The 26,024-nt window shown below is 51.9% G+C and carries 23 protein-coding genes and 1 pseudogene; 3 read left to right on the top strand and 21 right to left on the bottom strand.

Annotated elements, in window-relative coordinates:
• Positions 1–183, top strand: a pseudogene (locus tag BLQ59_RS16225) (hypothetical protein); the annotation flags it as partial.
• Positions 184–428: 245 nt separating this feature from the next.
• On the opposite strand, the gene pfp reads toward BLQ59_RS16225, so the two are convergent.
• The 6 genes from pfp to BLQ59_RS12510 form a co-directional block, all read right to left on the bottom strand.
• On the bottom strand, positions 429–1,703 hold the full coding sequence (pfp, locus tag BLQ59_RS12485; protein WP_074573196.1) for a diphosphate--fructose-6-phosphate 1-phosphotransferase: 1,275 nt from the start codon (positions 1,701–1,703) through the stop codon (positions 429–431).
• A gap of 134 nt (positions 1,704–1,837) precedes the next feature.
• On the bottom strand, positions 1,838–3,151 hold the full coding sequence (locus tag BLQ59_RS12490) for a DEAD/DEAH box helicase (RefSeq protein ID WP_074573197.1): 1,314 nt from the start codon (positions 3,149–3,151) through the stop codon (positions 1,838–1,840).
• On the bottom strand, positions 3,151–4,023 hold the full coding sequence (gene map, locus BLQ59_RS12495) for a type I methionyl aminopeptidase (RefSeq protein WP_074573198.1): 873 nt from the start codon (positions 4,021–4,023) through the stop codon (positions 3,151–3,153). Before map ends, BLQ59_RS12490 begins: the two co-directional genes overlap by 1 nt.
• 159 nt (positions 4,024–4,182) lie before the next feature.
• Positions 4,183–4,704, bottom strand: a complete 522-nt coding sequence (locus BLQ59_RS12500) for a flagellar hook capping FlgD N-terminal domain-containing protein (RefSeq protein ID WP_074573199.1) — start codon at positions 4,702–4,704, stop codon at positions 4,183–4,185.
• A 17-nt stretch (positions 4,705–4,721) separates the two neighbouring features.
• Positions 4,722–6,755, bottom strand: a complete 2,034-nt coding sequence (locus tag BLQ59_RS12505) for a flagellar hook-length control protein FliK (RefSeq protein ID WP_074573200.1) — start codon at positions 6,753–6,755, stop codon at positions 4,722–4,724.
• A 171-nt stretch (positions 6,756–6,926) separates the two neighbouring features.
• Positions 6,927–8,771: a phosphoethanolamine transferase gene (locus tag BLQ59_RS12510; RefSeq protein ID WP_074573201.1), complete on the bottom strand. Its 1,845-nt coding sequence runs from the start codon at positions 8,769–8,771 to the stop codon at positions 6,927–6,929.
• Positions 8,772–8,959: 188 nt separating this feature from the next.
• Between BLQ59_RS12510 and BLQ59_RS12515 the strand changes: the two genes are divergently transcribed.
• On the top strand, positions 8,960–9,433 hold the full coding sequence (locus BLQ59_RS12515) for a MarR family winged helix-turn-helix transcriptional regulator (RefSeq protein WP_014423810.1): 474 nt from the start codon (positions 8,960–8,962) through the stop codon (positions 9,431–9,433).
• A gap of 47 nt (positions 9,434–9,480) precedes the next feature.
• On the opposite strand, the gene mtaB is transcribed toward BLQ59_RS12515, so the two are convergent.
• From mtaB to BLQ59_RS12570, 10 genes are all read right to left on the bottom strand, one after another.
• The gene (gene mtaB, locus BLQ59_RS12520) at positions 9,481–10,779 is read right to left on the bottom strand and encodes a tRNA (N(6)-L-threonylcarbamoyladenosine(37)-C(2))-methylthiotransferase MtaB (RefSeq protein ID WP_074573202.1); all 1,299 of its coding nucleotides are present in this window, start codon (positions 10,777–10,779) and stop codon (positions 9,481–9,483) included.
• A 21-nt stretch (positions 10,780–10,800) separates the two neighbouring features.
• Positions 10,801–11,541, bottom strand: coding sequence for a 16S rRNA (uracil(1498)-N(3))-methyltransferase (locus BLQ59_RS12525; protein ID WP_074573203.1), 741 nt, complete (start codon positions 11,539–11,541; stop codon positions 10,801–10,803).
• A complete protein-coding gene (gene prmA, locus BLQ59_RS12530; protein ID WP_074573220.1) occupies positions 11,538–12,488 on the bottom strand; it encodes a 50S ribosomal protein L11 methyltransferase in 951 nt (316 codons plus the stop codon). Before prmA ends, BLQ59_RS12525 begins: the two co-directional genes overlap by 4 nt.
• Before the next feature lie 112 nt (positions 12,489–12,600).
• A complete protein-coding gene (locus tag BLQ59_RS12535; protein ID WP_074573204.1) occupies positions 12,601–13,296 on the bottom strand; it encodes a M48 family metallopeptidase in 696 nt (231 codons plus the stop codon).
• Between the two features lie 10 nt (positions 13,297–13,306).
• Positions 13,307–14,005, bottom strand: a complete 699-nt coding sequence (locus tag BLQ59_RS15620) for an HI0074 family nucleotidyltransferase substrate-binding subunit (RefSeq protein WP_081342565.1) — start codon at positions 14,003–14,005, stop codon at positions 13,307–13,309.
• Between the two features lie 67 nt (positions 14,006–14,072).
• Positions 14,073–14,978: a radical SAM protein gene (locus BLQ59_RS12550; RefSeq protein ID WP_074573205.1), complete on the bottom strand. Its 906-nt coding sequence runs from the start codon at positions 14,976–14,978 to the stop codon at positions 14,073–14,075.
• Positions 14,979–14,986: 8 nt separating this feature from the next.
• On the bottom strand, positions 14,987–17,005 hold the full coding sequence (locus BLQ59_RS12555) for an LTA synthase family protein (protein WP_081342566.1): 2,019 nt from the start codon (positions 17,003–17,005) through the stop codon (positions 14,987–14,989).
• On the bottom strand, positions 17,002–17,769 hold the full coding sequence (locus tag BLQ59_RS12560) for a DeoR/GlpR family DNA-binding transcription regulator (RefSeq protein ID WP_014423800.1): 768 nt from the start codon (positions 17,767–17,769) through the stop codon (positions 17,002–17,004). Before BLQ59_RS12560 ends, BLQ59_RS12555 begins: the two co-directional genes overlap by 4 nt.
• Before the next feature lie 131 nt (positions 17,770–17,900).
• Positions 17,901–19,217 (bottom strand): glutathionylspermidine synthase family protein, encoded by a 1,317-nt coding sequence (locus BLQ59_RS12565; protein ID WP_074573206.1) that lies wholly within the window; start codon positions 19,215–19,217, stop codon positions 17,901–17,903.
• A gap of 19 nt (positions 19,218–19,236) precedes the next feature.
• Entirely contained in the window at positions 19,237–19,803 is a 567-nt protein-coding gene (locus tag BLQ59_RS12570; protein ID WP_014423798.1) for a hypothetical protein, read from the bottom strand.
• Positions 19,804–19,990: 187 nt separating this feature from the next.
• Here BLQ59_RS12570 and BLQ59_RS12575 point away from each other — a divergent pair, with 187 nt between their 5' ends.
• Positions 19,991–20,668 (top strand): hypothetical protein, encoded by a 678-nt coding sequence (locus BLQ59_RS12575; RefSeq protein ID WP_014423797.1) that lies wholly within the window; start codon positions 19,991–19,993, stop codon positions 20,666–20,668.
• A 56-nt stretch (positions 20,669–20,724) separates the two neighbouring features.
• Here BLQ59_RS12575 and BLQ59_RS12580 read toward each other — a convergent pair whose 3' ends face one another.
• From BLQ59_RS12580 to BLQ59_RS12600, 5 genes are all read right to left on the bottom strand, one after another.
• A complete protein-coding gene (locus BLQ59_RS12580; protein WP_074573207.1) occupies positions 20,725–21,867 on the bottom strand; it encodes a S41 family peptidase in 1,143 nt (380 codons plus the stop codon).
• Between the two features lie 32 nt (positions 21,868–21,899).
• Positions 21,900–23,021 carry a murein hydrolase activator EnvC family protein gene (locus BLQ59_RS12585; protein WP_074573208.1) on the bottom strand — a complete coding sequence of 374 codons (1,122 nt, stop codon included), beginning with the start codon at positions 23,019–23,021 and terminating at the stop codon, positions 21,900–21,902.
• A 2-nt stretch (positions 23,022–23,023) separates the two neighbouring features.
• The gene (gene ftsX / locus BLQ59_RS12590) at positions 23,024–23,911 is read right to left on the bottom strand and encodes a permease-like cell division protein FtsX (RefSeq protein WP_074573209.1); all 888 of its coding nucleotides are present in this window, start codon (positions 23,909–23,911) and stop codon (positions 23,024–23,026) included.
• Entirely contained in the window at positions 23,901–24,587 is a 687-nt protein-coding gene (ftsE, locus tag BLQ59_RS12595) for a cell division ATP-binding protein FtsE (protein ID WP_074573210.1), read from the bottom strand. The genes ftsX and ftsE overlap by 11 nt, the downstream gene beginning before the upstream one ends.
• Before the next feature lie 102 nt (positions 24,588–24,689).
• Positions 24,690–25,919, bottom strand: a complete 1,230-nt coding sequence (locus BLQ59_RS12600; RefSeq protein WP_074573211.1) for a GGDEF domain-containing protein — start codon at positions 25,917–25,919, stop codon at positions 24,690–24,692.
• Between the last annotated feature and the right edge of the window lie 105 nt (positions 25,920–26,024).

A 26,024-nucleotide genomic window follows, 5' to 3' on the forward strand; every position in this document is an offset into this window, starting at 1 on the left:
GCAATCGGCACGAACCGTTGCTCCCGTAACAAGAACATCGATGTGTTTGCAGCTTACAGCCGAGACTTAGCTATTTTGACACAGATATACCTTTGGGTGGAGGCGGGGATGCTTATTCGCCGACGGAACGACTGCCTGAACGAAGTGAAGGCTGGCCCGCAAACAAACGTTGCTGGAATCTGAGCTGAACATACGCGCCGCCGGCCTGCCCGGCGCAGGTAACTAAAACAGTAGGCACTATTGCTGGCGGGTCATTTAGTGAAGCGGCGAAGAAGTATCCCCGCCTCCGCCCCACAAATCTGTAACCAATTACGTTTAAGCATGCACTCACAAACTGCAATTTATACGAAACGTCCGTTGACGTTTTTGTCAACGGACGTTTCATACTATGCAAGGGATTTTTCGCATCCCCTATAATTTTCTGCTCGTCAGGCTTCTGCCGTTACATCCGGTTCTTCCGGGAACAGGTAGCTGTATCTCTGCTTGAATTCAGCCGGTTCCATGCGGTAGGCATTGGCCAGGCCTGGATCGTCAAGGTCGCCTTTTTCGAGGCGCATCATAAGGCCTCTTGCAATCTGATAATGCACAGAGTTGATATTGACCTTGCGTACCATGGTCTTGCCGGTAGCCGGATCTTTGATATCCTCAAAACGCATCGGCACGGCCTTGTTGTCCTGAATGGAAATCAGGGCGCCGCTGTCGCCGGACATCAAGAACTGTACAGCGGAGTAACCGAGCTGGCGGGCATAGTCGATATCGTAAGCAATCGGCGCCGTGCAACGCAGCTCGTAGCCGATTTCCTTATCGATGACGGTGATCTTGATGCCCAGCTTCTTGACTTCGGCCAGCACCGCCTGTTTGAGGATTTCACCGAAGTCCAGTTCGCTGTAGCGGATATGGCCGTGTTCATCGGTGACCACCGTGCCCAGCTGTTTGAAGTCTTCCGGGGCGATCTTCTCGATCACGCCTTCGGCGATTACAGCCACGCCATAGTTCTTGCCGGTCAGGTAGCGCTTCACGATAGCACCCGTGATGATATCCACCACCTGCTGCAGGGGAATCTTATCTTCCGGGAATTCTTCTGGGATGATGGTCAGCGCGGCACCGGCGCTGCGCCCCATGCCCAGCGCCAGATGGCCTGCGGTACGCCCCATGGCAATCGTGAAATACCAGCGGTTATTGGTCGTACGGGCATCTTCCATGAGGTTTTCGACTTCCTGGGTGCCAAAGGCACGAGCGGTTTCAAAGCCGAATGTCGGAATCCCCTCCGGCAGCGGCAGGTCATTATCGATGGTCTTCGGCACATGTACCACATTGATGGTCCGCCCCATCTTGCGGGCATAGTCGGAAACAGCTGCAGAACTGTAAGCCGTATCATCGCCGCCGATGGTGACGAGGTGCGTAACGCCGAGTTCTGTCAGCGTTTCCACTACCGTACGCAAATCGGACTCCTTTTTCGTCGGATTGAAGCGGGACATCTTGAGGATGCAGCCGCCGGTCAGATGGATGCGACTGATATTTTTCGGTTCGAGCCGGATGTAATTCTTTTCACCACGGGCCAGCCGGGAAAAACCATCATACATGCCGAGTACATCCCAGCCCTGCCGGGTTGCTTCATTGACCACACCAGAGATAACACTGTTGATGCCGGGAGCCGGTCCCCCACCGCAAACCACGGCAATCACATTTTTGATACCAATCATGACAAATCCCCCTTTTATCTAGTCTACATTGGTACAAATTCGACTAAAAAGGGGGATTTCCTGCTACAAATTTGAAATTTTAACCACCTCATCCGTCAGCCGTGTGGCTGACACCTTCCCCTCAAGGGGAAGGCTTAGTGCTTGCCCATATGGGAGCGCTTGGTGGCGTTGGATCTGTTCCTGACCTTTGCCCGGCGGCTGCGGTCATTACGGCCTTTGTGGGCTGCGCCCTTGCGATTGGCGTATTTGGATAACGGCTTAGCCTTGGACTTCTTCTCCTGGCGTTCCTTCTTGATTTCCTGCATGATCTGGGCCTGTTTTTCCAAGCGCTTATGATGACGCTCGGAGTGTTCCTTGCGGATGCGGCTCTTGATGCCGGCTTCAATGCGGCGCAGCAGGTCATACTGGCGCGCATTGACGAAGGTCACGGCCTTGCCTTCCTGTCCTGCACGCCCCGTGCGGCCAATGCGATGGATATAGCTTTCCGTATCATGCGGAATATCGTAGTTGAACACATGAGTCACGCCTTCGATATCGAGCCCGCGGGCCGCAATATCCGTGGCACAGAGAATCTGCAGTTCCGCCTTGCGGAAGCGCTTCAGGACGAGCGCACGCTGTACCTGTGACAGGTCACCATGCAGCTCATCCACCAGATAGCCACGGGCCGCCAAGGCCATCGTGACCATATGCGCCCGCTGCTTGGTATGACAGAATACCATGGCCAAATACGGATTGTCGCTGTTGATGCACTCGCAGAGACGGTCGATCTTATTCTCTTCTGTCGTGTCCAGGATTACCTGCTCGATAGCATCGAGCGTGATATGCTCGCTCTTGATCTGGATGTTTTCCGGCGCCTTCATATACTGCGCGGCCAAAGCCTTGACTCTGGCCGGCATAGTGGCCGAGAACAGCATGAACTGCCGGTCGTTGGCCGAAGCCTTCAGCAGTACCTCGACATCTTCGATAAAGCCCAGCTTCATCATCTCATCCGCTTCATCGAGGACCACTTTGTTCACATGGCTCAGGTTGATGGTCTGGCGGCGCAGATGGTCCAAGAGACGCCCCGGCGTGCCGATGATCAGCTGCGGATGACGGCGCAGTTTCTGTTTCTGCCGTTCGATATCCTGTCCGCCATAGATGACGAGCGAGGAAATGCCTGCAGCTTCCCCGACGATGGACGCCACCTTAGCCACCTGAATGGCCAGTTCGCGGGTTGGTGCCACGATCAAAGCCTGCGCCACATCCACCTGCGGCTTGATCTTTTCGAGGATTGGCAATAAGAAGGCCAGTGTCTTGCCCGTACCGGTCTGGGCCTGCACGATCAGATCCCTGCCCGCCCGCGCCAAGGGGATGGCCTTTTCCTGCACTGGCGTAGCCTCGCGGATGCCGCGTCTTGCGAGCAGCTCGCAAATATCCTGGGAAATTCCCAATTCCTTAAACTTAGTCATTACGACGAAAGTACCTCCGTGCCCGTTTCCGTAATCAAAATCGTCTTCTCCCACTGTGCGGAGAGCTTCTTGTCCTTCGTGCGCACCGTCCAGTTGTCCTTGCTGTCAATCACTACGGTCTTCTTGCCCTGATTGATCATGGGTTCCACCGTAAGCACCATGCCTGGCACCAGCAGCATGCCCGTACCAGCCTCGCCCTCATGAGCAACGAAAGGTTCCAGGTGGAAGTCCTTGCCGACACCATGACCGCCCAGATCCGTCACGACCGAATAGCCGTTGGCATGGGCATAATCACCGCAGGCCGCACTGATATCGCCGAGGAAATGCCAGGGTTTGGCGGCGGCAATGCCGCGCTCCATGCATTCCTTGGTGACACGCACGAGACGTTCGGCCTCTGCCGATACTTCGCCAACCATGAACATCCGGGAAGCATCTGCATAATAACCATTCAATGTGGTCGTGATATCCACATTGACGATATCGCCCTCCTTGAGGATGGTCTTCTGGGAGGGTATGCCATGGCAGACCACATCATTGATGGAGATGCAGCAGCTTTTTGGGAACCCCTCATAATGCAGGCAGGAAGGATAGCCGCCCTTGGATTCGATGAATTCGCGCACGGCATCATCGATTGAAGCGGTATCTATGCCCGGTTTGATCAGGGAAGCTGCCACATCCAAAGCGCCGTCATTGACGACACCAGCCGCCCGAATCATCTCGATATCATGCTTGTTGTTGATGATCTTCTTGGGCGGTCTTACCTGCCCCTTGAACGCATTGTACTTGATCTCGCTGATCCGTTCATCAAAATCTACGTGGCATTTCTTGTATTTCTTGCCGCTGCCACACCAGCAAAGTTCATTTCTCTGCATAAGATGCACAATCTCCTTTAGATTTCTTACTATACTATTCATAACGATATCCTAAGTAAATACACAATATGTTATTATAACGCCATTGTGCAGATTTTACCATATAAATTTTAAAAGCCTCTCCGCTGGAAAGCGAAAAGGCTTTGACTGACAGTAAGATCAGCTATTCTTCATCCCATCACCAATACGGCTGATATTGGCAATGGCCACCTGATAGGACTTGCCGCCGGATTCAGCAATAACCGTCGGCGAACCATCGGAGATGCTGACACCGGTAACCTTACCCTCAAACGTTTCTTTGTTGATGACCGTCTTGCCATTCTCATCCGTGGAAGACGTCTCCTTCACCCATTGCACATCCTTGCCAATCATATTGCTGAGCTGACCGACGAGCACCGATGTATCGATATTGCCCACCAATTTAGACACGTTGCTCAGGCCTTCCGATACATTGGTCATCTGCTCCAACGCGGAGAACTGGGCTAACTGGGCCAGATACTCGCCATTATCCTGTGGATCCAGCGGATCCTGATACTTCATCTGCGTGACCAGAAGCTGCAAGAAGGCGTCCTTGCCTAATGTGCTGTTATCCCCACTGGCAGCCTGCGATTTGGCCGCCTGATAACTTTCCAAAGATTGTGTTACGCCATCAACTGTAATGGTATTCAATGTATTTGCCACATTCTTCACCTTCTATGCTATACTCGATAATCAACGCCGTCCGCAGCAGCACTCTCACTCTGCTGCATGGCAGCCACAGCCTCGGCATCTTCGCCATAATCTTCTCCATTGCCCATGAAACTGCCTGCTCTGCTGCTATTATGGCTCTGGTTCTGCTGCCAGGCCTGCTGGCCTTCCCCTTGAGGCAGGCTGCCATCACCAAGTCCGGCATAAACATCAACATTATCTACTTTCAGTCCCTGATTATTCAGTTCCTGTTTGAGCTGCACCAAAGAATTTTCAATAATCGTGCGTACCTGAGCATTGTCACTATGGAAGGACGCATTCACGGCCCCATTAGCCGATACGGAAACCTTTAAGGTCAGTTCCCCTAAATGGTCAGGATGGAGCTTGATAACCATTTCCGTATTTTCGCCCCGCCGTATCAGGCGGGCCTGTTCAACGATCTGTCTTGCTACCTGGAAATCATCCTGTACATCCCTGTTTGACGGCACCTCCGCCTGACGCTCCGTTCCGCGGATGCTGTCGGCCAGATCCTGCTGGAATACGCTTACCGGACCACTTGGCGCGCCCTGCACATTCGTCACCGGTGCTTTATCCCCTGCAGCCTCTTCTGCAAGCTGCTGTATAGCCTGCCCATCCTTAGCTGCTACGGTTTCCGTTGATGGCTGTTGCGGTGTTTGCTGGCGGAAATCCTGCTCCTGGCGATTTCCCATTTGCCGGGCGTCAGGATGCAACGGCTTCACCGTAATCTCTGAACCATCTTCCACCATCTCATTTGCCAATGACGTCTGTATCTTGTCCGAGGCATCCTGCCGCTGCTCTGGCTGGCGCAATACCGCTCCCTGCTCCGGAACGGTAAATGCTTCGCCACCTGTCCGGGCAGGAATTTCCATAGCTGCATTCTGCCTATTGCTCTGCGTATTGTTTTGTATATTACCTCGAAGATTTGTTGGCATAATTGCATCATTTGGCTGCGGGAGTGGCATTTCCTCGGCGTTTTCCACCTTTATCTGCGCCTTGCCGAACCAAGCATCAACAGACAAATTATTTTCTTTAACGGCCGCCTGAACCATTTGCGGCGGTACTACAGGTCTCTTATCTCCTGCCTGCTGCAAATCAGCCTGACTCATCACTTCCCCAACAGCTCTGGACGGCATCGTCTCTTCACTCTGCTGGAAAAGCGCCATTCCTTTGGCATTAAGTACTGTATCCCTGCCATAGTCAGCCTCACCTGCCGACAGATTCGGTGTCATCACCTTAAAAGGTACCGCATTATCTTCCTCGAGTTCCGGATTCGCATTAGTCAGGACGTTCTTATCTGCCATCTCTGCCTGTACCTGCAGGTTCAATGCCTGACTGGCCAGCTGCTGATTTCCCAATTGTGCTTCCAACAATGTATTGGCTTTGACTGCTGCTCCATCCTTGACCGGTTCCATCCCCATCTGTTTGAAAAGCAGGTTCGCGTTAAACGGTTCTCCCTGCTGATTTTTTCCCGCTGGCAAGCCCTCTGTTCCAACGGTTTTATCCAGAACCACGATCTTTCCTTCTTCATCCGCTGCTCTTGACGTTTTGATCTGCTGCCCTGAAAGCATCGCGAGGAAATTCTTGTTCTTTTGCGCTTCCTCCGAAGATTGCGGCAGCAGGCTCTGCAGATTCTGTGCACTTTGAGCAGGTTCCGGCGCAGCCTCCATGCTGAGCTGTGCATTCCCCTCCATGGTAAATGCCATCACGGCCGCCGGTGCTATCCGTGCCTCCAAAGGATCGCTTTTCTTTTCCGCTGCTCCATCTGCCTCCCTGAGCTTCTGGGGCTTGCTATCCTGTGGCGTTCCTTCGCCCCGTTTCCCTACATCCTTAGAAAGAACCTCCGTCCCTTCCGTTTCTGACATATCTTCATTTATCTTCGCATCCCTGGCTTCTCCAGCACTTCCCTGTGCCTCAGCTGGCGATTTTGCCATAGCATTTTTTACATCTTCTCCAGCTTTTCCCAGTATATCACCGAATGTTTCCTTACCCGTCCCTGCGGAACTTGCGTCCGTTTTTCCAACCATCCTTGGTGTTTGGCTTTTGACTGCGGCTCCTGCTTGCGGAGAAATCGTCATCAAACTTGCTGTGTTCACCAAATCACCTCCCTTTCATGTAGTTTATCGGCCAAAACTGCCATATCCTTAAATTTTTCTGCAAAAAAAATGAAGAGACCGGCAAAGTCTCTTCAAAAAAATTTATTCCGTTACTTCTTCCGGCCCGCCATCTGCATCTTCGGTCAGCTTATGCTGCCCGAGCATGGTGGTCAGGTCATTGCGGGAGAAGCTGTAAGTAAAGCTGGCAAAATCCTGCTCCGGGCTATAGCGGCTGGACGGTGCATTGAGCAGGCCGCAGATCGTATCATAGAGCATATCGTTGGTGAAATACCGGTTACGATGATCATACAGTGCCTGCGTATGCCCCGGCATGGCCTCATGATAGGCCGGTGACAGATACATCCACAAAGGAATCCGTACCATATCGAAGGTAAATACATCTGGGTTATGCGATATTTCCAGATTCTCGCCATGGTCGGAGAAATAAACCATCGCCTGCAGGTTCAGATGCTTCTGCGCATAGTCAAAGACCTGGCTGACCACATAGTCCGTATAGAGGATGCTATTGGCATAGGAAGGTGCCGACAACATGCTGGTCTCGCCCTCCGCCGTCTTGAACTTGTCAAACGCTGCAGGATAACGGTTGTTATAGTAGATATGGCTGCCCATGATATGGAGCACGATGAAATTGTTCTTCGACGGGTCAATCTGCGTCAGATATGGCAGGAGCGCCTCATCATATTTATCCGTGAAATTATAGGAATCATCGGTCCAGCTGGCATGGTCAGCAGTCTTGGCGACGAGCGTGATGGCACTGTCATACTGGCCATAGCGCCCCTGATTGCTGAACCACCAGGTCTCATAGCCCGCTTTTTTCGCCACATCCAGGATGGACGCCGACTCAAAGAACTCCTTGCCATTGTACTGGCTCTGTTCCGTAAGCGCCCGCTGCAGTACCGGTACCGTCTGGGACCAGGAGGCATAAGCATTGGCAAACTTCAGGAATCCCGGTTCACCACTCGCCAGCTTCTCACTGAGCCAGGGCGTGTTCTCGAAGGGGAAGTCCGGCGTATAAGCTTTCATATAATTGCGGGACGCCGATTCACCAATGATGAGAATCACCGTGCCGGGCGCTTTGGCAGCCAAGGATTCACTGGCGTCAATCATCAGGCTGTCATAACGCTCATCATGGCCAGAACTATATTCCTGCGTCTGGCTCACATAGGTAGTCACATCGTTCCAAAGCTCTGCCCAAGATGTCTGGGGCAAATAAAAACTCTGCGCCCAAAGCGTCAGCGCCACCAGCAGGGCCAGCACACCGAACTGAGAAGCCTCATTATCCTCAGCTTCCGTAAAGCGGGCAAAGCGCAGATGCTGCCGATAGCAGGCATAGATGAACAGGGCAAAACCCGCTACAATCGCCGCCGTAGGCAAAAGTCCCAGATTGGACTGGATAAAGTCGATGCTCTCCCGATAGTTGGTCAGATAAAGGGCCATAAGCGAAGCCGGTGACAAACAATGCCAGAACAGACAGTAATAAACCCACTGCACAAACGGTATCGCCAGACAGGCAAAATTCAGGAGCGCCATCAAAAAGGACGTGATCTTCACATGGCCCAGCCGCACCAGCACACTTTCCAGACACATGAGCAGGATAAAACCTGCCGTCCCCACGACGAAATCAAAACAGATTTTCGAGGGGTACCAGCCCGTCGTAAAGGTCCAGGAATAAAGCAATGGAAACGTCATGGCCCAGGCCAGTCCCGTGAAGAGATTCGGCAGGGCCGCCATACTGAATATCCTGACCTTGGTCGCCCATTCCATCAATACCAGCCCCAGGATCACAGGAACCAGGATTGGCATAAAATACTTTGCCCCCATATCCTGACCGATATCGATATAAAAGGCAATCAAACAGCAAAAATAGACACTCGCCGCCGCCAGGTGACGGATCAAAGCATCCTGCTGCTTTGCAGTCATCAACATAAGCATTCTTCCTTCTAGTCGTATTGAAATCCATGGTCAATTCTACACGAAAATAATTCCTGCGTCAATTTATCTCTGATTTACACAAATTCAAAGTATTTTTTTAGCCAATTAGTTTTGTGCTTGACTTTTTTTATTTCAGATAATAACATAGTAAGTGTAAGAAATTTGTGAAATGAGGGAGATTTATGGACAAGAAAGATTCATTACGCTTGGAAAATCAACTTTGTTTCCCCCTGTACGCGTGCGCCAGAGAAGTGGTCAAGGCTTACCGCCCCCATCTTGAGGCGCTGGGACTCACGTACACCCAGTACATTTCCATGATGGTTCTTTGGGAAGAGGGCCAGGTCAGTGTACGGGACTTAGGGAAGAAACTGCATCTCGATTCCGGCACGCTCACGCCGCTATTGAAGAAGCTCGAGAGCAAGGGATATCTGAAACGCTCTCGTTCCACCACCGATGAACGCGTGGTTATCGCCTGCATCACTGAGGAAGGCCGCAAGCTGAAACGTGCTGCCAGCAAGATCCCTCAGGCCATGACACAGGAAATGTCAGATTTCCCCATGGAAGATGCCAAAGAGCTCTATGCACTTCTTTACAAACTGCTCGGCATGCTGGAAGTAAGCAACGAGAAACAGGATCTCAGCAAGAAAAACAAATAATGCGTACAAAAACAGACTCGCTCCCTAGCGAGTCTGTTTTCTTGTATTTATCTGTTTTCGACCGTGCCCCAGACACCGTCCTGATAGAGACGCTCGAGCTTCACCTGATAGATTTCACCACAGTTCACCGGGCTGTCCGTATACACGCGGATATAATTATCCGTCAAGCCATCGGTCACACCATCATTGTTGGTTTCAAAGAGCACCTGCTTGGTCTGCCCCAGGAAATGCTGATGGAATTCCTCCGTCTTACGATTAGCCAGTTCCTGCATGCGCTTGGCGCGGTCTTTCTTGACCGGATCGGGGATCTGGTCCTTGCGTTCAGCCGCCGGCGTGCCGCTGCGCTTGGAATAAGGGAACACATGCATGCGCGAGAAGTTCATCTTCGCCACGAACTTCAGGCTGTCCGCAAACTGCTCTTCCGTTTCCCCCGGGAAGCCCACGATGATATCCGTGGATACGGCCACACCGGGCACTTCGCGCTCCACCTGCTCGATCAGGCGGCCGAACTCAGCCGTATCATAATGACGGTTCATATCCTTGAGCACCGCATCCGAACCGGCCTGCAGCGGCAGATGGAGATGGGCACAGAAGCGTTCATCCTCACGGATCAGTGCAAAGAGATCCGGCGAAAGCTCAATGGATTCCAACGACCCCAGGCGCAGGCGCTTGAGTCCCTCCACCTTCAGCACTTCGCGGCAAGCATCCGCTAACGTTACCTCTCCGCCTAAATCCTTGCCATAGGCACCCAGATGAATACCGGTCAGCACAATTTCCTTGAAACCGGCATCCACCAGCTTCTTCGCCTCGCTGTGAATCTTGTCCAGATGCCGGGATTTCACAGGGCCACGGGCATAGGGAATGATGCAGTATGAGCAGAAATTCTGGCAGCCGTCCTCAATTTTGAGGAACGCGCGCGTGCGCTGAGGCATGTCGTAGATGGGGATATCCTCGAACTCATGGGACTCCATGATATTGCCCACTTCATCCAGGATGCCGTCTTCGCGGGCGGCCTGCTCCACATATTCCACGATCTTGCTGCGCTCTTTCGTGCCCAACACCACCCGCACGCCTTCAATGGCCTTGATCTCCTCCGGGTGTACCTGCGAATAGCAGCCGCAGACCGCAATGATGGCCTTGTCATTCGTACGCTGTGCTCGGCGGATGATCTGCCGGGATTTCCGATCGCCGAGGCTCGTCACCGAGCAGGTATTGATCACATAGAAGTCCGCCTTTTCCTCAAAGGGTACGATATCGTAGCCGCTTTTCTTAAACAGGCCTTCCATGGTTTCCGTTTCAAACTGATTGACCTTGCAGCCCAAGGTCGTAAGTGCCACCTTTGGCAAAATAATTCTTCCTTTCTATCTTTACGCGCCTAAATCACCGTTCTCATACTGCGCTACGGTAATGGCCGCCACCGCTGCCGTTTCCGCCCGCAGGATGCGGGGGCCGAGGGTTACGGCCTTACCGCCCGCTGACTGCACATTTTCGGCCTCATCCAGGGTAAAGCCCCCTTCCGGGCCGACCAGCAGGATAAGCCGCTTGCCACGAGCTGCCTGCAAACATGATTTTACCGTAGTTTCGTCCTCATTTTCGTAACAAAAGACAATTTCCGTCTGTTCATCCTTGGCACTGGCCTGCAATAATGCAGATAGATCCGTGATTGGCGCCACTTCCGTAAGTGCCGTGCGGCCGCATTGCTTGGCGGCTTCTTCGGCAATCTTCTGCCAGCGGGACTGGCGGGCGGCTGCTTTTTTCGCATCATAGCGCACGACGCAGTTATGGCTTTTCACCGGCACGATTTCCGTCACGCCGAGTTCCACAGCCTTCTGCACCACATAGTCCATCTTGTCTGCCTTCAACAGGCACTGTGCGAGCACCAGTTCCAGCGGAGATTCCGTATCCGCTGCCAGCCTTTCCTTTAGCTGCATGGTCACGGCATCTTCCCGGAAGGCCGTCATTTCCATACGCCCAACCTGGCCGGAGTCATCCACCACGATGACTTCCTGCCCGGCCTTGGCGCGCATCACATGCATCAGATGATGCGCATCGCTGCCAGTGATTTCGATGGTGTCGGCCAGCAAGCCTTTATAAAACAACCTTCTCATTTCGCTTCACCACGGCTGATGGTCATGGCTACCCAGCCTTTTTCTTCTGTAACCTTGTCCACGACAAAACCATGCGCCAGGCAGGCCTCCGTCACATCGGCCAGCCGCTCGGCGATGATGCCCGAAGCCAGCAGATGACCGCCCTCGGCCAGATGCTCATCGAGCTCGTCGAACAGCATGATGATGATATCGGCGATAATATTGGCCACAATCAGATCTGCCTTGCCGTCAAAGGACTTCAGAATGTCACTGACACCAGTCTTGACGATATCTTCCACGCCATTCTGACGGATATTCTCTTCTGCCACCTCTACGGCTACCTTATCATAGTCCATAGCCGTGACATCCGTGGCACCAAGTTTTGCCGCCGCAATGGAAAGCACGCCGGAACCCGTGCCCACATCAAAGACGCGCATGCCGCCCCGGACCAGCGTCTCCAACTCGCGGATGCACATGGACGTAGTCGGATGCGTACCCGTACCAAAGGCAGAACCGGGATCTAATTCGATCACGATATCATCGGGGCTGGCTTCGTAATCTTCCCAGGTCGGTTTGATGACAATCATGCCGCCGATCTTTTCCGGATGGAAATAGGCCTTCCAATTGTCAGCCCAATCCTCGTCCCGCACGGTATTCCAGGAAATCGTGCAGGGGCCTTTTTCCATATCGTCATCAGCCAAAGCCTTAAACGCCTGAATGCGCTGCTCAAAAGTCCGCAGCTTGTCGTCTAGATCCTCGTTCACCGGCAAATAAGCCTTGACCGTGACAATGCTGGTATCAGCCGCCCGCTCAATATCCGAAAAATCCCACTGCCCGGCATCAATATAGTTATTGAGCATCTCCGGGTCTTCAATCACCACGCCCGAAGCTCCTAAATCATGATAAATCTCCGCCACCACATCCGTAGCCTCATGGGTGGTCTGAATACTGACTTCCGCCCACTGCATATCCATCGCTCCTCTTTTATAGTAGTTTCTTCATTATATAAGCTTATCCCATCGCCGTCAATCTTAATCCTTGTTTGATACCTTGAATTCTTCTATGCTCTATTACCAACCATCAGCCTGCAGGCAACCGCAAATTATTCAGCCGCGCCTTGACTTCCTGCCAATCTGGCATAAACTTCTCCACAAAGCCATAAAACCTGGCATTATGATGCTTCTCCCAAAGATGTGTCAGCTCGTGGAGGATCACATACTCCAGGCATATGGGCGGCTTCTGTGCTAACTGCACATTGAGCCAGATGCGCTTCGCCACGATATTGCAGGTCCCCCAGCGAGTCTTCATATACTTGGTACGCCACTCGTTAGACTTCAGACCCGTAATCGCTTCCCATTTCGGCAACAGCACCTCTGTTTTCCTAACTAGTTCTGCCCGGTAGACCTCCCGCATAAACTTCTCCCGCCAATCCACGCTGGATTTTTTCGGCAGGTACAGCAGGATCTTGTCTCCCATGATCTTATAAGCAGGTTTCTGAGACTCGATAACTACGATACGATAAGGCTCGCCCCACAGGTAAATCGTCTCCCCTGACACATATTGCCGCTTAGCTGCGCGGGGCTGCTCCTTAAATCTCTTTATCTGCCTGCGCACCCAGGGAAGATTTGTACGGACAAAGAGTTCGATCGCCTTATTGGGCACACGCAAAGGCGCAGAAATAACCACCCTACCGCAGGGTGGTTTGACATATAGGTGCATATTCTTGATTTTCTTCTTCTGTACTTCAATGGCCACTTCCGCCACCTGCATCTGCATCACAAAAACCTCACTCAGCAGCTGTCAGGCGGCGTCTCAATTCTTCGCGCAAATCCTGCAATGCCACGATATAAGCAGAAAAAACCATCTCCATGACAGTCAGCGCTCGTTCTTCATCATAAACATGAATGGCCACATTACGCTTCTTCAACATATCCAACCAGATTTTCTCATCTTTCAGCCAGCCCAACTTATATGCAGCTTTGAAAATCTCCCGCGGCGAACCCGTAGCAGCTTCAGCCACGCCATACAGTTCCAGCGTTTCCTTCAAAGCCTTCCACGCCAATTCAAAAGTCAGGTTGAACTGGCCGATTATCCCCATACGATAGATCTCATTTTTAGCTGCCAATTCTCTGTCCGCCTGCTCAAGCACCCCTAAACAGCTGGCAAATGATTCATATTTTTTCATTTCCGCTACTCCCAAAGCATATAAATCTATACCATCGCGGTCAATCTCACTTCGCAAAACTTCGGATATTTGCTCATCCAAATCTACAACATCAAATGACAACAATGTATTTGTCTTTTCTTCCACAGACAACGAGAAGCCCAGGACATCTCCACCTGCCACAGCCAAATCGATATCACTATAGGCGTGGTTATCTCCCCGTGACCGGGAACCGAACAACAGCAGCTTTTTTATTCCATACGCCTTAGCTATAGAAACAATCTCTATTATAACTTCCTTATCCAGATCATAATGACTCATCTTGTTTTCCTTCTACATCTATCATCTTTCCTACATTATAAAGGGTATATATCCAAAAAACAAGGAATCATCTTGGCTGCTGCACACCTGTCCCGTTGAAGTCGGGCACGTATTCTTCGGAGGCACTGCGGCGTTCCTGTACATAGGCATTTTCCAGTCCCAGGCTCAAGGCATAATCCACCACCGACTCATACTCGAAGGTGGTCAGGCGGCGATTGATTTTCTTATGCTCACTCGCTTTGTACATGGGGGTGTACTGGCTCATCAAGCTTACCTGAATATTTTTGCCAAAATTTTCCCAAAGCCACTTCACCAAAGCCATGCTTTCATGTCGGTGGCCCGGCAGGACCATATGACGCACCAAAACGCCCTTCTTCATCTGCCCATTATCTGCAAACTGCACCGGCCCGGTGATTTCCACCATCTTTTTTATCGCTTCGCTGGCACAGGCAAAATAATCTGCCGCCGCGGAATACTCACTGCCGCTGGCTTCTTCCCTGTACTTCAGATCCGGCAGGAAAATATCCACATAGCCACGCAGGGCCTCAATCGTCTCTACCGTTTCATAGCCGCTGGAATTATAAACCACAGGCAGAGCAAAGCCTTTACTCTTCGCTCGATCCAAGGCCTCAATGATCTGCGGCACATAGTGAGTGGGCGTGACCAAATCCAATGTCGCCGCGCCCCGCGCCTGCTGCTCAAGAAAAATCTCCGCCAGCCGTTCCACGGTGACTTCCTGCCCCTTGCCGCCATGACTGATCTCATGGTTCTGACAGTAAACACAGCGCAGGCTGCAGTAGGAGAAAAAGACCGTTCCGGCACCTTTCTCGCCTACCAGGCAAGGTTCTTCCCACTGATGCAGGGATACCAGTGCAATGCGCACCTTATCCCCTGCACCGCAAAAGCCCGCCCGCTGGGTGCGGTTGACACCACAGCGGCGCGGGCAGAGATTACAATGCGTAATATCTAACATCTTTTGCGTTATCTTCCTTTTTCATCCAAAATCTTTTGGTCGAGTATTGGTCCATACTTTGGCCGCCACCAGGAGATGGCGCGCACGGCATTGATATAATCCTGCATGGCCTGGTCGTCAATTGCAGGTGCTTCGTCGCCTGCAATGGCTTCGGGCACCAGAGGCACGGTATCAGCCTTGCCGATAGCCCTGCGCGTGATCCAAAAGCCGTAGTTGACGCCCTTCGTACTCGTGGTGGTCAGGCTCTGCCCCAAGGCCATATAGCTGGTGCCCCTTGGCGCCACAAGTTCCATCAGGGTTGGGAACATATCAATCTGACTGCCCGCACTATCAGGCAGCAATGTTCCTTTATGGATATGCTGACCGGTCAGGATAAAGGGAATGCCATAACGGGCATACATATCCGGCTGTTTTTCGAGGTTATAGCGGTCACCATGGTCGCCCACAATCAGAATCAGACTGTCCGGGTATTTCTCTTTGACCGCCTTGACGAATTTCGTGAGTTCCCGCTGGGCATACCAATAGTGGCCCAGTTCCCGCAGGAGTTCTTCGTCCTGCTGATATTCTGCCGGCAAAGCTGCCCGTACTTTTTTTTTGTCAAAGCCCTTGGCCTCCACATCGACATCATAGGGCGAGTGGTTCGAGGCATTGAGCAGGACATTGAAGCTCGGCACATCCGTCAGACGCTCCAGCACATTCGCGTAGAAATATTCATCCTCACAGCCCCAGACACTGCCCGGCACATCGCCGAAGTCGCCCCGGCTGTAGAAATGCCGGAAACCCTGCGCCTGCGTGAAAGCACCAATCCTCTCCCAGGTAGCCGGCCCGGCGTAGAAGAAATTCGTCTCATAACCGAGCTTTTCCATCTGTGGCGCCGAAGCCGTAGGATAGGGCGCCGCAAAGGATTCCGGCATCGTGGTCAGATAGAGATTAGCATCAGCCCAGCCCGTGACCATGCCCGTCACGGCAGAAACCGTGCTGGCACCATTGGGCAGGAAAGTCGGACAGTAATCCGTATCCGCCTCGGCCACCAACGCCCGTAAATCCTCGGCAATGGGAATATCCTTGTATTTGTCCAATAACGGCCAGTTGGCCAGGCTCTCGGACAGAATGACAAAAACATGACGGGGCGAATTATCCGTGCCCTGCTGGACATTTTTTTGCAGATAAACATCAAGATTATCCGTATCGGCAGGCTTGCCACTCAGATTGGCCGCCAGCTGGCGGATATCTTCCATGGTGAAATCCAGCCCATTGCAGGCCAGCATGCGGCTGTTGAGATTATAGGCCCGGTAGATGGCCTGTGGATTGTCCAGGATGGCTTCATTCAGGAATTCATCCTTGGTCACGCCGGCATTTTCCCAGTCCACCGCCGTCTGCCAGCCCAGACTGCCGCCGAAGATGCCCAGCAGCACGGCAATATAGACCAGACCAACGAAACCAGTACGGACGATAAGTCTGCCCCATAAAGGCCAATGCGCAATGGGCAGCAGGGGTATCTGCCATTTCAACAGCCTGCGCAGTAAATACCAAAGTGAGAAAGCCAGCACGATAGCGCCTGTAAAACGAGCAGGCAATGCGTACTGGTCCACCATCGTCCAAAACAGGGCTGACCAATCCTCATTCATACCTGTGAAAATCATCTGATTGAAATTCATGCGGTAGATGCGGTAATAGGGGAAACTGGCCATATAGAGCACGGACAGGGCAAACAGAATGATGCCGTTCAAGCCGAGCCAAAGATACTGCTCGATTTTGGGCAGCAGATAGTGTGCGACAAAGGCCGGCAAAAAGCTCATGAGCGTCAAGGCCCCCGCCGTCTGCATGCTCAGGCGGCTGCCCCGCCAAAGGGCCAGTAATATATCTGCATGAGCGGTATTCGGCCCCCAATAATCGTGGAGCCAAAGGATAAAAAAGAGCCGGAAAAGGGAAAGGACTGCCAGGTAAAACGCATATACCTTCAGTCCTTCGATAATAACCCTATGAAAATTTTCCCAGCTCAGACGCGATGGGAAATTCATACTCATGGCAGAATGATTTCCACCCCGTAAGAATCAGCCGCTTCCTGGATATCCTGCGCCGGCAGCGTGTCAGTGATCAGGCCGGACAGGGTATCGAGCGTCGTATAGTTGTAGTTGCCATCCGTGCTGAGCTTGCGGGCTTCAGCTACGACATAAGCCTTCTTGCTATGACGGATGATAGCAGCCTTGTTGATACCGTCATCGATATCGTAAGTGGAAACGCTGTTTTCCTTGACATCAACGCCTACGGCACCGACGAAAGCGATATCCGGTTTCAGACGGGAGATGAAGTCCAGCGTCATGCCGCCCCAGAAGCCATCGCGGCTCTTGTTAATCTTGCCGCCGGCGAAGACCACGCGGATTTTCGGATTGCGGGCAAGTACCACGAGAATGTCAATCATGTTCGTGACCACCGTGATATCCTGGTCCATCTTAACCAGCAGTTCGGCGATAGCCAGATTGCTCGTGGAGATATCCAGGAACACCATATCGCGTTCATGGATGAGCTTTACAGCCGCCTGCGCAATGCGCTGCTTGGCCTCGACATCGGTGTTGCGATGCTTGCTGACTTCCAGCATATGGCTGTTTTCACGGATGCGCACAGCACCGCCGTAAGTGCGTTTGAGCTTGCCCTTCTTTTCCAGAGCGCCCAAGTCCTTGCGGATGCAGTCCTCGGTGACCTTGAACTTCTCGCTGAGCTCGCGTACGCGAACCTTGCCATCACGGGCTAACATGTTCAGAATGATTTCCTGGCGTTCTTCCAAAAACATAGTTCGTTCACACTCCCATAAATTTTTCCTTACATCTTGGGGAAAAGGTAAGGTATTGTTTGCTATTATTGTCTGAAACCTATCTTATCATATTTACTAGGAAAAATCTATCCCTAAATAATAGAAAATAATTATTTCGAATATTTTTGCAATCCCAGTGGGAGCCAATAAGCTTCCGTACCGGCAATCTGCTCCGGCGAGAAGCGGGCATAGAGGGCACTGGGGTTCTTGCCCAGCATAAAGCAGCTCAATGTCTCATAGCCTTTCAGCCGCCCGCTGTCCGTATCGGCTTCACATTCCTGCTGGTCCACGAAGAGCTGATACATATCGTCCTTGCTGTCCCGGCGCACGATATCTTCCGCATCCACATCCTTTACGAGCTTCACCCCCTGTCTGTCCAGCACCTCGATACCGGCACCTTCCCGCCCCCAGATGGGCTTCTTGATCCAATCCGAACCAGGGGGCATTTTATCCGGGGTAAAGTCCCGGGCAAAATAGGAGGGCAGCATATAGCGGCTGATAATATCCGTTTCCTCAGCGGTAAACACCCGCTTGGCACCGGACTGCTGATTCAAGGCCCAGACCAATGCCTGGAACGCCTTGGACTGCATGATGATCGCCTCAGGCGGATTGAACATGATGAAGCGGTCATGGAGATAACCATCCATGAAATCCTTGCCCAAGGTATCGCCTTCCGGCGTCGTTTCCTCAATCAGGATCTCCAGCGGATGCAAGCGATAGATGGCATTGGCCGTACGCCCATCCGGCAGCAGGATACTGCCATCATTCCGCAGCGCCAGATCGTAGAACGACGTGAAGCAGATGGCATCATCGGCCTCCACCGCCATGGTATTCTGCCGCATGGCATTCATCAGGAATCTTGTCGTAGCCAGATCCTCATCATAATCATGGAAACAGGCAAACAGAAAGGGATGCTTGCGATGAAACCGCCCCGTGCTGATGCTGACGCCGGGATGAGAAGCCAGGAAAATCTCATTGAGCCATTGGCACAAGCGGTCGTATTCTCCCTCATTGGGATTTTCCTGCTCGAAATGGGTGCAGGCCACCGTATTGCCATAATAAGCCTCCACCACGGCGCAGGGGGTGTCGGCATTGATTTCCACCATATGGAGATTGCCCTGCTTGTCCAATACATAATCGAACCGGGAAAGCCAGGTGGACAGATGCAAGGGATTCTCCTTGGTCAGATACGGAATCAGCTGGGGCGGAATCTCCAGATCCACCAGGAAATTCTCCCCGCACCGTTGGCATACGCTGACCGCCCGCTGAAAGGCTCCATAGAGAACGCCGCTGACATAGCGCAATTCCTCAGCCCGTTCACGGCTGATCAGCGCGATATTTTTCGTGGGATATTTGTCCTCATATCCTTCATACTCCACAAAAGGGAAAATATTGCGGTTCAGTAAATCCCGCCAATCATCACACATATCCTATCTCCTTCACTTCTTACGAGGATGAACTTCTTGAGCCGGCAGAACCGAAGCCACTCTTGGAACCGGTCGAACTACTCTTGGCCGTACTCTTCGTACTGCTCGTACTGCTCTTGCTCGTGGAAGCACTGGTAGTCTTACGGCTGGAAGAACTGCTGCGACTGCCGCTGGAACTGGAAGACTGATCCTCTTTGTCCTTGACCGGCTGCACCGGATCGAAGGTGGTATAACGATGCGTCTTGGCATTGTAGTAACCGCCGCGGCCATTGCTGAGCCCATGAAACAGATAATACCCGGCCGCCAAGCCTGCCAGCAGGGAAGCTGAACCGCTCAGGATGCTCAGATTGCCATCGTCCTCCCGCTTGAAGGTAACCGTCCGTCCGTCATCATAGGTGGCAGTTTCCGAGCCATCATCATTCTGGGTTAAGGTGTACTCATTCCCCTCGCTATCCGTCAAAACATTCTCATTTGCCGCCTGGCCTGCGGGGACTTCCCCGTCCTCGCTCATCCAATTGGCAAAAGCTGCTGTAGTCGCCACCGCTGTGAATATGGCCAATGCCCTTGTGGTTGTATTGCTTAACAATTTTTTCCCTTCTTTCATCCTCTTTCTTTTTTATCATATGGCATACTTTCCAGCTTGTCAAATGTCTATATCTATAAGTCAATCATTGCAATTTCATAGCGATTAATTTCTAATCTTGCTTTAATTGTAATTGTTTGCAAATAATGCTATGATGTCTCTGTATGTAAAATGAGGAGATGATGTTTAAATGGAAGAAATGGAAAACAAAGAAACGGGTAAATGCTGGAATAAGAAATTGGTTGCCTTAGTCGTGGCAGTCGTCCTGATTGCCTGCGGTGTAGGCGGCTATATGTATTACAAACGCACCCCTGCTTATTCCCTGCAATTGATTCAGGATTCCGTCAAAGAACACAACTGGGAAAAGTTCAGCCGTCATGTGGATACCAAGAGTCTGGCCGACTCAGCCTTTGACGATATCATTGAAATATCCCTGGAGGAAGATACGACCATGGACGCCCAGACCAAAGCCTTGGCCGCCAACTTTGCCAAGCTGCTGAAGCCGACGCTGACGAGCCTGATTGAATCCTCCGTCAAAGAATATGTGGAAACCGGCGAATTCAAAGATCTCGATGATAAAAAGGATGGCGGAAAAAAATCCAAACGCCAAAAAGAGAATCCGGCAGAAAATCTGTTAAAGGAAACCAATGCCGATAAGCTGAAATTCACCGGCGTGAAATCCACAGAAAAAGATGGTACCGGCACAGTAGTTGCTATGGGGCTTCATGATGAATCCCTCAATGCCGATTATGAATTGAAAATCCGTATGATCCAGCTGGAAGATGGCACCTGGAAAATGAATAAAATCGAGAATCTCAAGGATTTCTATAATGCCACCAAAGAGGCCGAGAAGAATAAAAAAGCTTGAGCCAAAACACAAAAAACGCTTGCTGCTGCGCAAGCGTTTTTTTGTGTTTATCACATTTATAATTTTTGCTGCAAAATTTCCTTGGCCATATTGAGCTGTTTGTCTTCCGTATCCTCTTCACTGAGATTTACCGTAACATCCGGCTCAATGCCGATACCGTCAATGCATTTGCCACTGGGCGTATAATATTTGGCAATGGTCAGCTTCAGTCCATCATCATGGAACAGGGGTACGACCACCTGCACCGAGCCCTTGCCATAGGACTTTGTCCCTACGATAGTCGCCGCCTCTGTATCCTGCAGAGCACCGGCGAGAATCTCTGAAGCGCTGGCGCTGTTGCCGTCAATCAGGACCACCACAGGGTATTTGACGGCTTCCAGATCCGAATCGTATTCTTCCCGGCTGCCATCCTTCTGCACGACCGAAACGATGTTGCCCTTGGGAACCAGCATCTTCGCCACATCGACACAGCTCGTGATCAGGCCACCGGGATTCTGACGCAGGTCAATGATCATTCCCTGCATGCCTTCTTCTGCCAGCCGGTTATATTCTTCCCGGAACTCTTCTGCCGTATTCTCGCCAAAGGAAGCAATCCGGATATAGCCCATCTTCGTATCATCGAGCATCTTGCCCTTGGCCGAACGGACTTTGATCATATCCCGCTCGATGGCATATTCCCGATCTTCTTCATCTGCGCGATGGATCATCAGCTTGACTTCCGTGCCGGCTTCGCCGCGGATATGCATGGCCACTTCCTCGGGCTGAAATTCCGACACCGGTGTGCCATCCACGGACATGATCTCATCCCCGACCTTGAGGCCGACCTTTTCTCCGGGAGTGCCTTCCAAGACCGACATGATCGTGACCTTGTCGTCCTTGAAGCCCATCGTCACACCAATGCCACCAAAAGCACCAGCCGTATGTTCCTTGAGGGATTTATATAAAGAAGACTTCATATAGATGGAATGCGGATCGCCCAAAGACTTCACCATGCCGTCAATGGCCCCGTCCATCAGCTTGCTGCTGTCCACATCACTGACATAGCGCATTTCAATCATGCGCTTGACACCGAAGAACCGCAAGAGATCCGTGGTCTTATCCCCGCCCAGTCCCAGAAGCTTCATCAGCCCCATAACGGTCAGGACACTGGACACCAAAGCCGTTGCCAGGACAATCAGCGCGATTTTCTTCTTACTCAATAATTTTCACCTTCTATCGAAATGATTCAAGATCAAAGATAGCCATAGGGGCTGACCGGCGAACCATTCTGCCGCACCTCGAAATGACAGTGCGGGCCAGTGGAATTACCGGTAGAACCACAATATGCGATGGTCTGCCCCTGGCTCACGCCCTGCCCTACAGAAACCGCCAGCGACTGATTATGCCCATAGAGAGTGGTGATGCCACCGCCGTGATTGATGATGACCGTATTGCCATAACCGGAAATCCAGCCTGCATATTCAACCGTGCCGGAAGATGCCGCTGCAATCGGCGTGCCATAGTCGGCACCGATATCGATACCGCTGTGGTATTTCCGCGTGCCTGTGATGGGATGCGTGCGCCAGCCATATTCCGAAGTGATCGTGCCGCCCACCGGCCAGATCATCGAGCCATTGCCGCCGCCACCGCCGGCAGGTGCCGGCATGTTGGCCATACTGCTGCGGCGCAGCATATCCTCTATCTGTTTGGACGCAGCCATCATTTCGTCATACTGCCGGTCAATAGTGGCCTTGTCGCTCTTCATCTGATCGATGATGGACTTGCGTTTGCGGACCTTCTCCTCCATGATCTCTCTGGCCTGCCGGGCCTTGAGTTCCTGCTCGGCCCGGGCCTTGCGGTCTTTTTCCAGGCTCTGCTGGGTTGTTTCAATCTCGGCTTTTTCATCGAGCACCAGATGCACAAGATCATAATCCTGCTTGATGACCTTCTTCAAAAGATCCATGCGTGTCATCAGATCAGAAAAATCCTTGGCCCCGAAGAGCACATCGATATAAGATATCTGGCCGTTCACATAGATATCCCGCACCCGTTTGCCGAGCTTCGCGCTCTTCCTATCATAGTCGGCCTCCACTTCCTTGAGGCGGCTTTCGTTCTTTTCCATGCGTTCCAGCGTTTCATCCAGCGCCGCCTTCAGTTCCTTGTGCTCGGCGATGGCCGCATCGGCTTCTTCATCGATCAGCCGCTTTTCCTCGGACAGGGATTCAATCTTAGACTGCAATGCCGCACTCTTTCCCTTTAGTTCCTCGGCTTTCTTCTCATAACCAGCTTTGTCATCTTCGAGCGAAGCATAGGCCGTAGAAGTCATCAGCGCCACTAAAAGTGCGGTTGCCGTTATCTTTTGCCAATTCTTCATAATCAAACCTCAAGGAACCGCTTCAGGGAGAAGGCCGAACCGATAGCCCCAATCACCATGCCGGAAAGGACAATCGCTACGGTCACATAGTTCATGAAAGGATACTGCGGCATCAGCGGGAAAAACGCCAATGTACTATATATCTTCGCCGCCATTGCCGCATAGAAGCTGCGCAAGGCTATCGCCGACAAGATGCCGCCGATGCAGCCCAGTACAATCCCCTCCATCAGGAACGGCCAGCGGATAAACCAGTCCGTCGCGCCAACATATTTCATGATGGCGATTTCCTTACGCCGGGCAAAAACCGTCAACCGGATGGTATTGGAAATGATAAAGATGGTCGCACCAGCCAGCAGCAGCATCAGCACCAGGCCAAAGATGCGCATCAGCCGGGTGATGTCAAAGAGATGTTCCACGACGTCCTGCCCATATTTAGCCGATTCCACGCCATCCATGCGCTCGATGGCCTTGGCCGCGGTTTCCACCATTTCCGGTGTCTTGACCGTCACCTCGAAGGCATCCGGCAAGGGATTCTTGTCCCCGAGAGCATCGAGCAGGTATTTCTGATCACCCAGCCGCTCGGAAAGGCGTTCCTTGGCTTCATCCTTATCGACATATTTCACGGTATCAATGCCCTGCATCTTTTCGATATCGCTTTGCAGGTCAATGCGTGCCTGTTTCTTCAAATCATCCTGCAGATAGACACTGATCTGCACCTGCGATTCCAGCGTGGAGGCCATGCGGTTCATGTTCAGCACGAGAATCAGGAACACGCCCAGCACGAACAAGGACACCGCAACCGTACCGATGGAGGCAAAGGACATCCAGTTGTTGCGCCGCAGGGAGCGGAAGACTTCCTGAATGAAATATTCACCAGTCCTAACCTTCATAGCCATAACCTCCCCGCTGCTGGTCGCGCACGATGCGACCGTCTTCAATGGCAATAACCCGCTTTTTCATGGTATCCACGATATTGCGGTCATGCGTAGCCATGACGATGGTCGTGCCCGCCTTGTTGATGCGCCGGAAGATATCCATGATATCCCAGCTGGTTTCCGGGTCCAGATTTCCCGTCGGCTCGTCGGCAATCACAATAGACGGATTGTTGACGATGGCCCGCGCAATAGCCACGCGCTGCTGCTCACCGCCCGAGAGCTGGGAGGGGAAACTGCGGTACTTATCCCTGAGGCCTACCACGTCCAGCACGGAATTGACACTGCGCTGCATCGTGCGGCGCGGCGCCTCGATAACCTGCATGGCAAAGGCCACATTCTCAAACACCGTCTTATCCGGCAGCAAACGGTAATCCTGAAAGATTACCCCGAGCTCACGGCGCAAATAGGGAACCTCGGAACGCTCCATCGCCACCACATCATGGCCATTCACGAGCAGCTTCCCCTCTGTGGGCAATTCTTCCCGAAACAGCATCTTGATGAAGGTGGACTTGCCCGCACCGCTGGGCCCCACCACGAAGACAAATTCGCCCTTCTTGATATCCACATTGACGTGGTTCAGGGCCACCACGCCCGTATCATAGGTCTTGCTGACCTCCCGCATCTGTATCATCAGGAATTTCCTCCAAATAAAATAAGCTAACTTTTATTTTATCATAAAATGACCGGTCAAAGCAAAATTTGACCGGTCAGAAATGAAATATTTGCCTATCGATCATGAATCATCCGCCACTTGGGAGGAATGCGCTTTCAGCGCATGCTTTCTCTCATACATCCGTACATCCGCCCGCTCAAAGACCTGCCTGTAACCATCATCCTGATGAGGTTTATATTCTGCCATTCCCACAGCGACAATCACGGATTTTTTCTGTCTGTTTTCTTCCACCGCCTGATTGAACTGCTCCAGGAGCATCATCCTGTTTTGATAATCCTCCCGTTCCAGGATGGCCACGAATTCATCGCCGCCCACACGGTACACAGGACTCTTCTTGAATATGCTGCAAATCAGCCCGCAGGCCTCCTTGATAAATTTATCGCCAACTTCGTGGCCTAAGTTGTCGTTCACCCATTTCAGGTCATTGACATCAAAGACAGCTATGGCCAGTTCAGCAATATGCCCTTGTTCCATCTGCTTCATAAGCAGGTCCACCTTTTCGGCATAAGCCAGTTTGCTCTTCACGCCGGTAAGCGCATCCGTATAGGCAAGGCTCCAAGCCGTCTTCAGCTCCAAAAACTGTTCTTTCTCCCGCTCCAGCGCGATTTCCAGATTCAGACGGTATTCCTCCCGCTCATTCTCAATAACGAAAGTCCGCAACAGGCAGCTGCCCAGCATATAGCTGATGGCATAGAGCGGATAGGTGGGGAAAAACACCTGCACCGCGATGAATACCATCATGATCAGTCCTGACAGGCCGATTGCCAGATGACGCTTGCGTTGCTTTTCCGTACTCGTGGACACGATGAACAGCGCATAGATGGAAATCACCAGCAGCATGACGACCTGATAAACGAAGATTACATCACGGGCAATCCCCGCATGGTAAACTCCCGCCGCATCCAGATAGAACATCACGGGCCACCAGCGGTTCACCAGCGTACTGATGACTACCAGGATGAACAAGATCAGTCCCGTATAAGTCAGGAAGCTCCTGAACTTTCCCTTGATTCCCAGATAGATCACAACATAGTAGAGCCAGAACAACACCCCGGCCGCCATAACGACAAAATACACTTCTGTGTCTACATATAACCAATCCAGCTCCGAAATATCATATAACCAGGCCCAAAGCAAATCTGTAATATAGTAGAGGATGACCGTATATAAAAAATGACGGTAATTCCGCTGCGCGCCTTCCTTCTCTGCCTCACGCTGGGCAAACAGCACATCATGATTGGTTATGAGCAGTATCAGCAGAGCCAAAAAATCAATCAGGCAATAATACATATATGCACTGCCCCCTCCTCCATCTTTTAGCAGCGAGCGCCGCCGAATTTTCAAGCAATAATATCCCTCTCTTCAGTAATAATATTTTCCACAGACAGCGGCAAT

The sequence above is a fragment of the Pseudoselenomonas ruminantium genome (assembly GCF_900104055.1).
Lineage (GTDB): Bacteria > Bacillota > Negativicutes > Selenomonadales > Selenomonadaceae > Selenomonas_A > Selenomonas_A ruminantium_C.